Source organism: Paraburkholderia sp. SECH2, assembly GCF_030464795.1.
GTDB lineage: Bacteria > Pseudomonadota > Gammaproteobacteria > Burkholderiales > Burkholderiaceae > Paraburkholderia > Paraburkholderia aspalathi.
Map to the genome: position 1 here is coordinate 434,873 of NZ_JALPRH010000001.1, position 15,146 is coordinate 450,018.

A 15,146-nucleotide genomic window follows, 5' to 3' on the forward strand; every position below is an offset into this window, starting at 1 on the left:
GTAACCACGGAGATATCAAATGACCAAACCACTCGAAGGCATCAAGATCATCGACTTCACCCACGTTCAGGCCGGCCCTGCGTGCACCCAGTTGCTCGCCTGGTTCGGCGCCGACGTGATCAAGGTCGAAAGACCGGGTTCGGGCGACGTGACGCGCAACCAGTTGCGCGACATCCCCGACGCCGACGCGCTTTACTTCACGATGCTCAACAGCAACAAGAAGTCGCTCACGTTGGACACGAAAAAGCCCGAGGGCAAGGAAGTACTGGAAAAGCTGATTCGCGAATCCGACGTGCTGGTCGAAAATTTTGGGCCGGGCGCGCTGGACCGGATGGGCTTTTCATGGGAACGCCTGAATGAACTCAATCCGAAGATGATCGTCGCTTCGGTGAAGGGCTTCAGCGACGGCCATCACTACGACGACCTGAAGGTCTACGAAAACGTCGCGCAATGCGCGGGCGGCGCGGCCTCCACCACCGGCTTCTGGGACGGCCCGCCGACCATCAGCGCCGCGGCGCTCGGCGACAGCAACACCGGCATGCATCTGGCGATCGGCATTCTGACAGCACTGATTGGACGCGACAAAACCGGCAAGGGCCAGAAAGTCGCGGTGTCGATGCAGGACAGCGTGCTGAACCTGTGCCGCGTGAAGCTGCGCGACCAGCAGCGGCTGGAACGCGTCGGCTATCTCGAGGAATATCCGCAGTATCCGCACGGCGAATTCAGCGACGTGGTGCCGCGCGGCGGCAATGCGGGCGGTGGCGGTCAGCCGGGCTGGGTGCTGAAGTGCAAGGGCTGGGAAACGGATCCGAACGCGTACATCTATTTCACGATCCAGGGCCATGCATGGGAGCCGATCTGCAAGGCGCTCGGCAAGCCCGAGTGGATCGATGATCCCGCCTACAAGACCGCTGAAGCACGTCAACCGCATATCTTCGAGATCTTCGGCACCATCGAAGGCTGGCTCGCCGACAAGACCAAGTTCGAAGCGGTCGACATCCTGCGCAAGTTCGACATTCCGTGCGCGCCGGTGCTGACAATGAAGGAGTTGGCCAATGATCCGTCATTGCGCGCGAGCGGCACGATCGTCGAAGTGCCGCACAAGAAACGCGGCACGTATCTGACGGTCGGCAGTCCGATCAAGTTTTCGGACATGAAGCCGGAAGTGACCGCGTCGCCGCTGCTCGGTGAACACACGGATGAAGTGCTGGCGAGCCTCGGCTACAGCCGGCAGGACATCTTCAACCTGCACGAAATCAAAGCGGTTTAATAGTGTTACTTACGCTACGGGCCTGGCGTAGGCTCGGGCCTGTGAATACGGCGCCCCTCAGCGGGCGCCGTATCCAATTCAAGGATCTGCGGTTTTACTTCCGGGGAGCGCCATGCAAAGCGCTATCGACTTCGAGCAACTCGTCAACATAATCGGCGACGCGATCATCATTTCCGATGCCGCCGGCAGCATCACGTTATGGAACCCTGGCGCTGAGCGCATGTTCGGCTTTACGCAGGACGAGGCACTGGGAAAGTCGCTGGACCTGATCATTCCGGAACGTTTGCGCGGCCGCCATTGGGACGGTTATCACAAGACCATGGCAACGGGCGAAACCCGTTATGGCAACGACGTGCTGCGTGTTCCTGCCGTCCATAAGGACGGGCGGTCACTGTCGATTGCCTTTACGGTCGCGTTGCTGCATTCGCCGCAGAACGAGCTCACCGGCATCGTCGCCGTGATCCGCGACGAAACCAGCCGCTTCCAGGAGGATCGCCTGCTGCGCAAGCGTCTTGCAGAACTGGAAGCGTCCGCCGGCGCGTGAACGTGAGCGTCATGAATAGCGCGCAAGAAACATATCGGCCGCAGATTCCGCGACGTGCCTTTGCTCATCCGCGCTGAGGGGTGGCTGCCCCATCGTCACCTGCGGCCAGAACGCGAACGCTTTCACGAGAGCCTGCAACTGCTGTGAGGCAAACATCGGGTCCGATGTCTTGAGGCGGCCATCAGCAGCGGCTGCGCGAATCCACACTGTCAGGTCTTCTTCGCGCTCGCCCATGCGAGCGACCATGTCGCGCGCGCGTTCCTGCGAATGAATGCCCGCCGCGATCGCAACGCGCGCCAGCGACAGAAACGCCTCGTTATTCAGAAGGGCCAGCTTTTTAAACAGAAGCTGGAGCAACTGCGCACGCAACGGATGCACGGCCGAATAAGCCGTCACCTCGCCCGTGTCGCTCGACTCCCACAACTGCCCCAGGATCGCCGCAAACAGCGCTTCCTTGCTCGGAAAATGGTTGTAGACCGTCCGCTTCGAGACGCCCGCGCGTGCGGCGATTCGGTCCATGCTGGTCGCGTCGAAGCCGGCCGCGAGAAATTCTTCGATCGCCGCCCCAATGACGGCGGCGCGCTTGCGGTCGGTCAGGCGGAGGATGGGTTCACTGGTGCTCATCACTAAATTTTACACCGGGCAGTTTACTTTTCTCGAAAATAAACTACACTGAGCAGTCTACTTTCCGCTTCGAGGCTGCCCGCATGACATCGTTTACCGGTTCTATTCGCCGCGCCTTGGGGCTGACGGCTGCGCAACGGGGGCGTGAATCGTTCGATATGTCGGCTCAGCACGACGGCGAGCGCTTTCGTAACGTCAAACCGCGTCCTGTCGAAGGACTCGGCAAGACCTTGAGCATCGTCTGGAATATTTTGCTCAACAAGCCGGCCGGCACGACGCCGGCGGGCGCCCTGCCCGTCGATGCCCTGACGCCTGAACAACTCCAGGCCGCACCGGACCGGAGCCTGTATCGCCTCGGGCATTCCACCATGCTGATCAAGCTGCGGGGCCAGTTCTGGTTGACCGACCCGGTCTTCGCGGAACGGGCATCGCCGTTCCGGCGCTTCGGTCCGAAGCGCTTTCACGCGCCGCCCATTGCCCTCGAAGACTTGCCGGCGTTGCGCGGCGTAATTCTGTCGCACGACCACTACGACCACCTGGACCGCGAGACCGTGTTGGCACTCGCTGCGAAGACAGGCGTATTCCTGACGCCGCTGGGCGTCGGCGACCGTCTGATCGAGTGGGGTATCGAGGCGTCGAAGGTCCGCCAGTTCGACTGGTGGCAGGGTGTCGAAATCGACGGCCTGGCGTTCACGGCAACCCCGGCGCAGCATTTCTCCGGCCGCAGCCTGTTCGACGGCAACAGCACCTTGTGGGCTTCGTGGGTCATCGTCGATGACGCGCTACGCGTGTTCTTCAGCGGCGACACGGGGTACTTCGACGGATTCAAGGCCATTGGCGAACGGCTGGGTCCCTTCGACGTGACGCTGCTCGAAACCGGCGCCTACGACGCGCAATGGCCGTACGTCCACATGCAGCCCGACGAGACCGTCCAGGCCCACGTCGATCTGCGTGGCCGCTGGCTGGTGCCCGTTCACAACGGCACGTTCGATCTGGCCATGCATCGCTGGCAGGAACCGTACGAGCGCGTGATCGGGCTCACCGCCGCGCGCGGCATTCCGCTGTCGACGCCCCGCATGGGCGAGCGGCTGGACCTGGCCTCGCCGCACCGCGGCGAGAAGTGGTGGCGCGAGGTCGCCGAGATCGAGAGTGCGCGAGCGTCCACGACACCGCTGCGCCGGTTCTTCTGCCGCCAGACCCGGCAAGCGAATTCGTGAGGTCGACGACCTCGCGCAGCGTCGTCTCGGCCGGTTTGATTAGATGCCCGCGCGCAACGTTTTAGCTGCCGCAACCATGTTCTTCAATGCAGGAATGACTTCTTCCCACGCACGCGTCTTCAGGCCGCAATCGGGGTTCACCCACAAGCGCTCAGCCGGAATCCGCTCGGCCGCCTTGCGCATCAGATTCACGATGTGCTCCTGGCTGGGGATATTCGGCGAGTGGATGTCGTAGACGCCCGGCCCGATTTCGTTCGGATAATTGAAGTGGTCGAAGGCGTCCAGCAATTCCATGTCCGAGCGCGACGTCTCGATCGTGATGACGTCAGCGTCCATATCGGCGATCGAAGCGATGATGTCGTTGAACTCGGAGTAGCACATGTGCGTGTGGATCTGCGTCTCGTCCTGCACGCCATTTGCCGTGATGCGGAAGGATTCCACCGCCCACTGCAAGTAGTTGTTCCACTGCGACTTGCGCAACGGCAGACCTTCACGCAGCGCCGCTTCGTCAATCTGAATCACGCGTACACCTGCCTTCTCCAGGTCCAGCACTTCCTCGCGGATCGCCAGCGCCAGTTGATAGCAGGAAACCGAACGCGGCTGATCGTCACGCACGAACGACCAGTTCAGGATCGTGACCGGGCCGGTCAACATGCCCTTCATCGGCTTGGCGGTCTGCGATTGCGCATACGTGATCCACTCGACCGTCATCGCCTTGGGACGGCTGATGTCGCCGAACAAAATGGGCGGCTTCACGCACCGCGAGCCATACGACTGCACCCAGCCGAACTGACTGAACGCATAACCGTCGAGTTGTTCGCCGAAGTATTCGACCATGTCGTTACGCTCGGCTTCGCCATGCACGAGCACGTCGAGACCCAGCGCTTCCTGTTCCTGCACGCTGCGCGCAATTTCGTGCTGCATCACCGTCGTGTAGCTGGCCTCGTCCAGTTCACCGCTCTTGAACTGGCTGCGCGCCTGGCGAATTTCGGCGGTTTGCGGGAATGATCCGATGGTGGTGGTCGGGTAAGCCGGCAGGTTCAACAACGCGGACTGCCGGGCGGCGCGTTGCGGATAGGCGCTGGCGCGACGGCCCAGCGCGGCATCGATCTTCGCGATCGCGTCTTTGACCGCCGGGTTGTGCACGCGCGGCGACGTGCGACGGCTCTGGATGGCGGCCTGGTTTTCCGCAAGCGCGGCTCGCACCGACTCGCGCCCGTCGTTCAGCGCCTTCGCGATGATCTTCAGTTCATCGAGCTTCTGCAGGGCAAACGCGAGCCACGAACGGATTTCGTGATCGAGCTTCTGTTCGCTGTTCAGGTCGACCGGAACATGCAGCAATGAACACGACGGCGCGATCCACAGGCGAGCCTGCAAGGTCTGATGAATCGGTGTCAACCATTCCAGCACCGCGCTCAGGTCGGTCTTCCAGATGTTGCGGCCATTGATAACGCCAAGCGACAGAATCTTGTCGGCGGGCAAGCGTGCGACGACTTGCTCAACCTCGCTACGGCCGTTGACCGCATCGACATGCAGACCTTGAACCGGCAATCCGCAAGCAAGCGCGAGGTTGTCGAGCAGCTCACCGAAATAGGTTGCCAGCAGCAGCTTCACGCGGGTGGTCTTCAACGCGTCGTACGCCGTGACGAAAGCGCGTTGCCATGCCGGCTCGAGTTCGGTGACCAGCGCCGGCTCATCGATCTGCACCCACTCCACGCCTTGCGCCACCAGGTGTTCGAGCAGAGCCGCGTACACAGGCAACAGACGCGGCAGCAGCGCAAGCTTGTCCGAATCGTCCTTCGCCTTGCCGAGCCATAGATATGTCACCGGTCCGATGATGACCGGCTTGGCTTTGACGCCAAGCGCGCGAGCCTGGGCGAGTTGATCGAGGAGGCGCGAAGCATCGAGCGCAAACTCGGTCGACGCGCTGAATTCCGGCACGATGTAGTGGTAGTTCGTATCGAACCACTTGGTCATCTCGCCTGCCTGCACGCCGCAACTGCAGGCGGAATCATGCGCGGAGCGGCCACGTGCAACGCGAAAGTAATTGTCGAGCGCGTCACCCTCGAAACCCCGGACCCGTTCCGGGATATTGCCCAGCATGAAGCTCGTGTCGAGCACCTGGTCATAGAACGAGAAGTCGCCAACCGGAACCTGATCGAGGCCGGACTGGTTCTCCCAGTGGCGCTGACGCAGTTGCGCGCCCAGGCTTTTCAGTTCGTCGCGCGACGACTGGCCTTTCCAGTACTGCTCCTGAGCGAACTTCAGCTCACGCTTTGCGCCGATGCGAGGGAAACCCAGATTGTGTGTCGTAACCATGGTGATGAGCTGCTCCGAAAATGAACGGCTCGATCATAGGGTGGATAGCTCATGAAATATAATGGCATTATTTCATTGATCAATTAGTTTTCTTCATGGACTCGCCATGCTTGAACGAACCCATCTGACAATCATTCGGGAAGTGGACCGGCAAGGCTCCCTGACCGCGGCGGCCAACGTGCTGTGCCTGACGCAATCGGCGCTGAGTCACACCGTCAAGAAGATGGAGCAACACCTGGGCACCGCCGTGTGGGATCGCGAGGGCCGAAACCTGCGTCTGACCCAGGCAGGGCAATATCTGCTGGCGCTTGCCAACCGCGTGCTGCCGCAAATGGAACACGCGGAAGAACGGATGAAGCAATACGCCCAGGGGCAGCGCGGCACGCTGCGTATTGGAATGGAATGCCACCCCTGCTATCAGTGGCTGCTCAAGGTGGTCTCGCCGTATCTCGCGCGCTGGCCGGACGTGGATGTCGACGTCAAACAGAAATTCCAGTTTGGCGGCATTGGTGCGCTGTTCGGTTACGACATCGACATTCTGGTCACGCCGGACCCGTTGAGAAAACCCGGTCTACGCTTCGAGCCGGTGTTCGATTACGAGCAGGTGCTGGTGGTCGGCCCCGGGCACCGACTCGCGCAGTTGCCCTTTATTCCACCCGAGGAACTGGCGGATGAAGTCCTCATTACGTATCCGGTGGAAATCGATCGGCTGGATATCTATAACCAGTTTCTGATGCCGGCGAACGTCATGCCGAAACGCCACAAGGTCATTGAAACCACCGACATCATGTTGCAGATGGTGGCGAGTGGACGGGGCGTCGCCGCGCTGCCGCGCTGGCTGGTGGAAGAGTACGCCGGCAAGGTCGCCATCAGTCCGGTCAGACTGGGCAAGCGAGGCATTGCCAAGCAGATTTTTCTCGGCGTGCGCGAGACAGACGCGGCGATCGATTATCTGAAAGCGTTCGTCGAACTCGCGCGCGAATCGGACTGGAACGCGGCACAAAAAGCCGGCTGAACGGTGAACGTATCTGGAGAATTCGATGCGTTGATGGGCGGCCGTAGTGCGTGACGGCACATCGCTGATGGCCGTTTCACTTCGCCGCCCGGAGTCTCGACGGATTTACTCCGGTGACTCCATTGCCGATTGCTGATAGTTCTGAATCCCCACCTTGTCGATCAGCTCCAGATTGGTTTCGAGCCAGTCGATATGTTCCTCGGTGTCGTCGAGAATATGGGTAAGGATCGCGCGTGAGACGTAATCGCTAACCGTCTCGCAGTAGGCGATGGCTTCCTTGCACGTTGCCTGCGACATCCGCTCGAGCTTGAGGTCGCACTCAAGAATTTCCTGCGTCTCCTCGCCGATCAGCAATTTGTGGAGGTCCTGCAAATTCGGCAAACCGTCCAGCACGAAGATGCGCTCGATCAGCAGATCGGCGTGCTTCATCTCGCCGATTGATTCGTCGTACTCGTGTTTGCCGAGACCTTTCAGGCCCCAATGACCATACATTCTCGCATGCAGAAAGTACTGGTTGATTGCGGTCAGCTCATTCTTCAATTGCGCGTTCAGGTATTCGAGTACCTTGGCATCTCCTTGCATACCGCCTCCTCTATTCGCTACGCCACGTCGCTCAGGCAACGCACTTCGCGTGATGCCGTTTGGTGCATGGCATCACGCTGATCATGTGCGCACCCGTTAGCGCAGCATAGTGCATGGCACGCCCGACCGCACGAATGAGAATTGGTATTGCTTCAGAACTCACCAAACCAAACGCGCAAACGGTCACTGGATTGCCAACTTGCGGATTCCATCCAGCAGTCTGTCAATTTCCGCCTCGGTAGTCAGATAGCTGACCGACGCGCGCGCGATCTGCTTAAGTCCTCTGGATTCCATATCAAGAGGCGTGTACGGGACACCGTTACTGCCGATTGAGATACCCTGGTCCGCCAGACTGTGCTGCACCGACGCAGCCTCCAGACCCGCTATGTTGAACGCCACCAGACCGGATTGCTCGCGGCCTTGGTCCAGCACCGTCACACCGGGAATCTCCGCGAGTTGCCCGCGCAACGCGCGTGCCACGCTGTCGATCCGCGCGCGAATATTTTCAACGCCGATCTCCAACGCCTCTTCCAACGCGTTAGCCAGGCCGCAATGCAGCGCTGGCGCGGCTTCCGCCGCCTCGAAACGCACCGCGTCGTCGCGCAAGACGGGCTCTCCGTCTGCACCCAGCGGCGCGGATCGTATGTCGACGAAAGCCGGAGTCAAGCGGGACAGAAACTCCTTCCGCACATACAACAGGCCCGTGCCTCTCGGACCACGCAGCGCCTTGCGGCACGGAGCGGTGAGGACATCGCAACCCACCTTGGCGACGTCGATGGGGAGTTGTCCAATCGCCTGGGCGGCATCGACGAAGTAGGGGATGCCGTGGCGGCGTGCGACCTGCCCGATCGCCGCAGCCGGATTGATCAGCCCGCCGTTCGCCGGCAACCAGGTCAGCGCAATCAGGCGCACACGGTCGTCAAGCATGGCCTCCAGCGCCTGCGGATCCACGGCGCCGCTGGAATCGGACGGAATGACTTCGATCGACGCCCCTGCGCGCTGGGCCGACAGGCGCATGGCAGCCAGATTCCCGCCCCACTCGTGACGCCCGACCAGGATCCGTTCGCCGGATTGCCACGGTCCTAGCGCGGCGAATGCGCGCCCCCACCCTGCCGAGTTGCCGCTTGTCAGGGCGATCTCCGCCGGACGGGCGTTCAGCAGTCGCGCAGCCAGCAAGCGAGCGCGCTCAGACTGCTCACGCCCGGCGATGCCGGCTTCCATCGGACCCATCGTGGCTTCGAGCCTAAGGTGGGCGCGCATCGCCTCCAGCGTGGCGGACGACGGCAGCGAGGCTCCCGCGTGATTGAAATGCGTGGTGCTTTGAGCACCGGGCGTAAGGGCGCGCAACGCATCGACGGCAGAAGGCGAAAGAGGAGAAGGCATGATCGGTCCAATAACGCGCGGTGGGTTCACGCTTGAGTCAGGGAGATAGCGGCTTATGTCCGAGGATCGGCGCGGGCATCGAAGAGGTCATATCACGCGTGTCCGATCGTAAGGGACTCCCGATCCTATTTGCTAGACCAGCGAGTGGCAAATCAGTTTTTCCACTCGATGCATGAGCGAAACTAATGCGTGCGGTCCAACGAGTCTTGCGCCGCTGTCTGCGTGATCCACGCGCGGAATGCAGACGCCGGGTCGCCCAACGTCCCCTTGGGCATCACGAGCCACCAACCAATGCGAGGGTCGTCGAGCACCGCGTCGGGCAACACCTCGACCAGTGCCTTGCTCGCCAGTTGCTGGGCAATCAGCCGGTGACGGCCCATGGCGATGCCCTGCCCGGCGAGGGCCGCTTCAACGACGATATTGTAGTCATGCAGTTGCACGCGCTGCGCCCGGGCCAGGTCCAGCCCGAAGCGATGCGCCCAGACTTCCCACTCGAACGAATGTTTCGAATACGACGCCAGCAGTGGAAAGCGCAGCAGGTCCTGCGGCTTGCGCGGACGGCTCTTTCCGTCGACGAGGGACGGGATGCAAACCAGTGACAGACGCTCCGGCATGAGCTGCTGCGAACGCACGCCCGGCCAGCCGCCGCGGCCGTAACGGATCGCCACGTCGACCTCGCCGCCAGACACGTCGGCAAGCGCGATCTCCGGACGCAATTGCAAGTCGATACCGGGATGGGCGGCCGAGAACGCATGCAGGCGCGGCGCCAGCCAGCGCGTAGCAAAAGACGCCAACAACCCGACCGTCAACGTGACGCGCTCGTCGGCGTGGGCGCGAACCTCGCTGGTGCCGGCCCGCAGGAGTTCGAATGCCGCGTGCACCTTTTCGTAGTACGCCCTTCCCTCCGGCGTGAGTTCGATGGCGCGCGTGCGTCGTTCGAACAACGCGACGCCCAGGTCGGCTTCCAGCTTCTGGATCTGGTGGCTGATGGCGCTTTGGGTCACGAAGAGTTCCTGAGCCGCATGGCTGAAACTCAGACGCCTCGCGGCTGCTTCAAAGGCTCGTAACGACAGCAAAGGCGGTAATGGGCGAGTCGGATGCATCGGGCATGGACGATAGGCGCGAGGAGTTTGCCATGCTACGCCACCTTGCCAGGGAAGACGCGGGCCTGGCGCCCTCGATGGGCTCCACGACGCTTAAAAAAAGCCGGCATTCAGCGACGGATTCCCACAGGTTGCTCCGTTAAAGCAGCTGAAGCACAACGTTCGCGGAGTCACGAGCAGCCTGACGACACTGAAAGCTGGCGCGGCAAACCAGCAGTCGTGACGTGGCGGCCAACGTTATTGCACCCCCTGCTTGCCGGCCTATGCGTTCGATTTCCCTACTATGACAACTCAAATTCTGGTCGTTGACGACGATGTCGAACTACTCGGGTCGCTGGCCGACTTTCTCGGACGAGAAGGCATGGCGGTCTCCGTATTGCACGAGGTGAAGTCGCTCGGGGAACACATCGAACGGAATCCACCTGATCTGATCGTCCTCGACCAGATCATGCACGGTGTGAATGGCCTCGCCGCGCTGAGCACGCTACGCGCCGCGGGCAACACCGTCCCCGTGATTCTGGCCTCGGGACCCGACGACATGGACCGGATCGTGGGGCTCGAAATGGGCGCGGACGACTGCATCGGCAAACCCTTCAATCCGCGCGAACTCCTTGCCCGCATGCGTGCCGTATTGCGACGACGAACCCTGTCTGCCTCGACCGCCGCGCGGGAAAAACACGAAGTCCTCGGATTCGGCCCGTTCACGCTGGACCTTCAGTTGCGCACGCTCAAGACGGAGAGCAACCGGCTCACGCTATCGGCGGGAGAATTCGCGCTGCTTAAGATCTTCGTCAGTCACCCCATGCGCACGCTTACCCGTGAGCGCCTGCTTGAATTGCTGCACGGCCCGGAGGACGATCATACCGACCGCGGGGTCGATGTTCAGGTGTGGCGGTTGCGCAGGCTTCTCGAAGCGGACCCTTCCGCGCCGAGGTTCATCCAGACCGTCCGCAGTCATGGTTATGTATTTGTGCCGGACGGCGCGCAACCGTCCTCGACGCACTGAGTCTTCACGCGCTACGGCAATCGCAAGCTCGAGTGCGGATATGGACAAGGCGTGCACGGCACTGCATTATCCATGCTGGCTGTCAGACACCACCCGCGCGCGAGAGGCGAACAATGCCCAGGCACAACCCAGCGCTTCATCGCAACGAAAAACGCCCTATGACACCGGGTCGCCGGCGGCTTCTCATCGCCGGCGTGATCGCACTGATCGCCGCGCTTGGTTGGGGGCTTTGGGTCATACTCGAGCCCGCCTTCCGGCACACCATCGTCATCACAACCGGCGCAGACAACGGGATCTATCGCGGCTTTGCGGATCGCTATGCACCGATCCTGAAGCGTGATGGCATCAAGCTCGATATCCGCAGTTCGTCGGGGTCCAGTGAAAACTATCAGCGGCTGAGTGACCCCAACAGCGAATACGAGGTGGGCTTCATCCAGTCCGGCACTACCAGCCCGAAAGATACCGATCACCTGCAGACGATCGCCGCCGTCTCCTATGAACCGATCTGGGTGTTCTACCGTGGTGACTCCACCATCAACCGTCTGGCACAACTGCGTGGCAAGAGAGTTTCAGTCGGTGTTCCCGGCAGTGGCCTGCTGAACGTCTCGCAGGTATTGCTCGGGTACAGCGGCGTCACACGGGACAATACGACGCTGCTCGAGATGGATGCGGTCAAATCCTATCAAGCCCTCGAAAACGGTCAGCTGGATGCAGCATTCTTTATCGGCAGGCCCGATGCGCCCATGCAGACCACACTGCTGAACAGCGATCTCAAGCTGATGAGTTTTGTACAGGCCGATGCGCTGATACAGAAATTCCCATCGCTATCCAAGGTTATTTTTCCACGCGCCGCGACCAGCATCGTCAACGATCTGCCGCAAGCGGACGTTACGCTGCTCGCCGCCACCGCCTTGCTCGTCGCCAAAGACACGCTGCACCCTGCACTCGTCTACCTGTTGCTGGACGCTGCTAAAACCGTCCACGGCGGCGAAGATTACTTCACGCCGCTTGGCGTGTTTCCCAATCTGAATACCGCGGACTTTCCTGTTGCCGAAGAGAGCGAGCGCTACTTCAAAACGGGCCGCCCCTTCCTGCAACGCTACCTGCCATTCTGGCTGGCCAGCTTTATCGAACGACGTCTGCTGATCCTGCTCCCCTTCATGGCTTTATTGCTCGGCCTGCTGCAGGCGTTGCCGCGCATGGCGGAGGCGCGCATAAAGAAACGCCTGGTTGTCTGGTATCGCGAGATCAAGGCGCTCGAAGACGAAATATGGAAAACCAGCCATCCAACGCCGGACCAGATTGCACAATGGCAGGACGAGATCGAGCACATCGATGCCAATGCCAATCAGATCCGGATGCCGCAGCGTTATTTCCAGGACGTGTATGCACTTAAGCAGGCGATTGCCGTAGTACGGAACCGGATTTCCCGCGTTGCGGGGGAACAATAGCTGCGCGGCGTGCACCGCGTTTCACTCGAGGGGATACCCATGCTCAGGAAAGTTTCACAAGCAAGCTTCGCAACCATCGCCGTATCCCTGCTGGCCGCGTGTGCAACGCCGCCAGCAAGTCCCCCGAGCACATCCATCGATCCACCTCAAGCCGAGCGCGTGATGACGCTCACCGCATCCGGCGTACAGAACTATTCGTGTGAATTCGACGCGCAGCATCAGCTGGGATGGGTGTTCAAGAGTCCGCTGGCAACGCTCTACGACGCGAGCGGCCAAGCTACGGTCCGGCACGGCGCGGGGCCGTCCTGGGAAACGGAAGATGGCAGCCGGATAGTCGGCCACGTGCTGGCACAGCGGCCCAGCGAAACACGGGCGAGCATTCCCCAGCTATTGCTCGAAACGCATAGCACGGCCGGCAGCGGCCCACTGTCAGCAGTGCGGTATGTGCAGCGCTTGCATACCGTCGGCGGGCTAGCGCCGACAGCGCCGTGCTCAACAGAACATCAAGCCGGAAGCTCGCCCTATCTCGCGGACTACGTGTTCTACCGGTAGCCGCTCAAGCTTCGCATCGCGCGCCTACTTCATGTCGGACTGATTCGGCGGCGGCAGTGACGGATCGAGTTTCGCAGACTCCCGCACCAATTGGTCAGTCATTGCGGCCGCAACCGGGTTCGAGCCAGTACGATACGAGTCGTCATGACTGGCTTGGACTTGGACTTGGGCCGGCGGCGGCAAACCCGGATCGAGTTTCGCGGACTCCTTGACCAACTGATCCGTGATCGCGGCCGCGACCGGATGCGGGCCATGGCGACGCAGACTGTCACGCGTGCCATCGGTTCGCAACACGGGGTTGGTCTTCGACTCGACATAAGCACGAACGGCGACCGGTTCGCGTGGTCGCGTGTTCGCCCGCGGCAATGGCACGACGTCGTCCACTGGCGAGCCGGATACGGTCACCACTGTCCCGTTTGTAGACTGCTTGGGGTCAGTCACCGTGTTGCCGGAAAGAGGCGCCGCACCGATCACACTTCCCGCCGTCACATGGGTGTCACCCAATGGGGGCGAAGTCGCGGCCAATTCCGTCGAACCGCTTGTCGCAGCGTCGGGGTCGACTGTCGAGCGATGGCTTTTTTGTAGCAGTAGAAAAGCACCGAACACCAACTCGAGGAGAAGCACTCCGACAATAAATGATGTACGTACATTCCTCATATTAACCAACGATTCGTTCAATCGAGACGATTGGATTGATGATGGCCGATGGCTCGAAGAGCATGCCGAACGGCAAGTTCGCAGCGTGAGCCTGCGATGAGTTGATGTGGGGATAATTTGCGCGACCCGCACACGTTGATTGTCCGGTGGCAATGGTCCGGTGATTCCCTCCACCGAACGGCACGGGACATCTCTCGTATGCTAATGCGAAAAAATAACCTGTGGTGACCCGTCACGAAGTCGGGGCAAGATCGTCAGAAACGCGCAGGCATTCTCTACACCCGCGTCCATGGGGGACTACAGGTCGATTTGATGGACCATACGGTTGGCGAGAGGTAATTTTCTCGTCCGGAGTAGTCAGATTTTTGTCGGCAACGAACTAGTTCTGTTTGCGATCGATGCGCACGCGATTTGTCGGACGATCCGCACGCAGCGTGACGCCGCGTGCGCTGTCAATCAATATGCCCCTTGCACCAGATTGGTCGGCACACCGTTGACGAAGTTTTCAATGTTGTCCATTAATTGATCGGCAAGACACTGTTGCGCCTCGTCCGACGCCCACGCAACATGCGGCGTCAGAATGACGTTCGGGCGAGCCGCCGCGCGCATCAGCGGATTGTCCTCAGGAGGCGGTTCGCTTGTGGTCACATCGAAGCCCGCACCGCTGATCAAACCTTCGTCGAGTGCCTGCACCAATGCAGCTTCATCGACCAGGCCGCCGCGCGCCGTGTTGATGATCAAAGGCTTTCTTTTCATCGCGCGGAACTCAGGCATGGCCAGCATGTTTCGCGTGTTCGGTGTGAGCGGACTGTGCACAGTGATGATGTCGCTGGTCGCGAGCACTTCGTCCCACGGCGTGTAAAGCGGACCCAGACCGTCACGTCCCTTGTGCGCGGCGAACATCGGTTGCATGCCGAAGGCTTTGCCAAGTTCCGCGACACGCTGACCGAGCACGCCTTCACCGATGATGCCAAGACGCGCGCCGGCCAGATCGTGAATCGCGTGCGTGAAGAAACAGAATTGCCCCGACTTCTGCCACTCGCCGGCGAGCACGTCTTCGCGATACGCGATCAGATTGCGCCGCAGCGCGAGTATCAGTGCGAAGGTGTGCTCGGGCACCGTGTTGATTGCATAGCCGCGAATATTGCACACGGCGATGCCGAGCCGCTGGCAAGCCGCTTTATCGACGCAATCGGTGCCCGTGGCCGCGATGGCGACAAGCTTCAGATCGGGCAATTGAGCGAGCACGTCCTGCGTCAGCGCCACCTTGTTGATGATCGCGATCGACACGCCGGCGAGCCGCTGCAACACCTGCTCAGACGACGTGTTTTCATACTCGATCAACTGATGATCGAAGCGCGGTTCGCGCAACATGATTTGCGGCGCAAGTGTGGCGCGGTCGAGAAAGGCGATCTTATGCATG

The 15,146-nt window shown here is 60.9% G+C and carries 14 protein-coding genes; 7 read left to right on the top strand and 7 right to left on the bottom strand.

Annotated elements, in window-relative coordinates:
- Positions 1 to 19: 19 nt before the first annotated feature.
- Positions 20 to 1,270 carry a formyl-CoA transferase gene (gene frc, locus M0D66_RS01995; protein ID WP_200650793.1) on the top strand — a complete coding sequence of 417 codons (1,251 nt, stop codon included), beginning with the start codon at positions 20 to 22 and terminating at the stop codon, positions 1,268 to 1,270.
- Positions 1,271 to 1,382: 112 nt separating this feature from the next.
- A complete protein-coding gene (locus tag M0D66_RS02000; RefSeq protein ID WP_211707530.1) occupies positions 1,383 to 1,814 on the top strand; it encodes a PAS domain S-box protein in 432 nt (143 codons plus the stop codon).
- Between the two features lie 9 nt (positions 1,815 to 1,823).
- On the opposite strand, the gene M0D66_RS02005 is transcribed toward M0D66_RS02000, so the two are convergent.
- Entirely contained in the window at positions 1,824 to 2,438 is a 615-nt protein-coding gene (locus tag M0D66_RS02005; protein WP_211707529.1) for a TetR/AcrR family transcriptional regulator, read from the bottom strand.
- 83 nt (positions 2,439 to 2,521) lie between these two features.
- On the opposite strand from M0D66_RS02005, the gene M0D66_RS02010 reads away from it, so the two are divergent.
- Entirely contained in the window at positions 2,522 to 3,655 is a 1,134-nt protein-coding gene (locus tag M0D66_RS02010) for an MBL fold metallo-hydrolase (RefSeq protein WP_211707528.1), read from the top strand.
- A gap of 39 nt (positions 3,656 to 3,694) precedes the next feature.
- Here the strand turns inward: M0D66_RS02010 and metE are convergent, their stop codons facing one another.
- Positions 3,695 to 5,974 carry a 5-methyltetrahydropteroyltriglutamate--homocysteine S-methyltransferase gene (gene metE / locus M0D66_RS02015; protein WP_211707527.1) on the bottom strand — a complete coding sequence of 760 codons (2,280 nt, stop codon included), beginning with the start codon at positions 5,972 to 5,974 and terminating at the stop codon, positions 3,695 to 3,697.
- A 106-nt stretch (positions 5,975 to 6,080) separates the two neighbouring features.
- On the opposite strand from metE, the gene M0D66_RS02020 reads away from it, so the two are divergent.
- Positions 6,081 to 6,989, top strand: coding sequence for a LysR family transcriptional regulator (locus tag M0D66_RS02020; RefSeq protein WP_200571728.1), 909 nt, complete (start codon positions 6,081 to 6,083; stop codon positions 6,987 to 6,989).
- A gap of 105 nt (positions 6,990 to 7,094) precedes the next feature.
- On the opposite strand, the gene bfr is transcribed toward M0D66_RS02020, so the two are convergent.
- The 3 genes from bfr to gcvA form a co-directional block, all read right to left on the bottom strand.
- Positions 7,095 to 7,571: a bacterioferritin gene (gene bfr / locus M0D66_RS02025; RefSeq protein ID WP_054033607.1), complete on the bottom strand. Its 477-nt coding sequence runs from the start codon at positions 7,569 to 7,571 to the stop codon at positions 7,095 to 7,097.
- Between the two features lie 183 nt (positions 7,572 to 7,754).
- Positions 7,755 to 8,954, bottom strand: coding sequence for an aminotransferase class V-fold PLP-dependent enzyme (locus M0D66_RS02030; RefSeq protein ID WP_211707526.1), 1,200 nt, complete (start codon positions 8,952 to 8,954; stop codon positions 7,755 to 7,757).
- Between the two features lie 182 nt (positions 8,955 to 9,136).
- The gene (gene gcvA, locus M0D66_RS02035) at positions 9,137 to 10,057 is read right to left on the bottom strand and encodes a transcriptional regulator GcvA (RefSeq protein ID WP_211707525.1); all 921 of its coding nucleotides are present in this window, start codon (positions 10,055 to 10,057) and stop codon (positions 9,137 to 9,139) included.
- 283 nt (positions 10,058 to 10,340) lie between these two features.
- On the opposite strand from gcvA, the gene M0D66_RS02040 reads away from it, so the two are divergent.
- The 3 genes from M0D66_RS02040 (at position 10,341) to M0D66_RS02050 (ending at position 13,066) form a co-directional block, all read left to right on the top strand.
- Entirely contained in the window at positions 10,341 to 11,063 is a 723-nt protein-coding gene (locus M0D66_RS02040) for a response regulator (RefSeq protein ID WP_093637067.1), read from the top strand.
- 158 nt (positions 11,064 to 11,221) lie between these two features.
- Positions 11,222 to 12,514 (top strand): TAXI family TRAP transporter solute-binding subunit, encoded by a 1,293-nt coding sequence (locus M0D66_RS02045; protein WP_234487547.1) that lies wholly within the window; start codon positions 11,222 to 11,224, stop codon positions 12,512 to 12,514.
- Positions 12,515 to 12,553: 39 nt separating this feature from the next.
- Positions 12,554 to 13,066, top strand: coding sequence for a DUF3455 domain-containing protein (locus M0D66_RS02050; RefSeq protein ID WP_200650784.1), 513 nt, complete (start codon positions 12,554 to 12,556; stop codon positions 13,064 to 13,066).
- A 24-nt stretch (positions 13,067 to 13,090) separates the two neighbouring features.
- On the opposite strand, the gene M0D66_RS02055 is transcribed toward M0D66_RS02050, so the two are convergent.
- Together M0D66_RS02055 and M0D66_RS02060 are read right to left on the bottom strand one after the other, a co-directional pair.
- The gene (locus M0D66_RS02055; protein WP_211704133.1) at positions 13,091 to 13,507 is read right to left on the bottom strand and encodes a hypothetical protein; all 417 of its coding nucleotides are present in this window, start codon (positions 13,505 to 13,507) and stop codon (positions 13,091 to 13,093) included.
- Positions 13,508 to 14,179: 672 nt separating this feature from the next.
- Positions 14,180 to 15,145, bottom strand: coding sequence for a D-2-hydroxyacid dehydrogenase (locus M0D66_RS02060; RefSeq protein WP_200650782.1), 966 nt, complete (start codon positions 15,143 to 15,145; stop codon positions 14,180 to 14,182).
- Position 15,146: the final 1 nt, after the last annotated feature.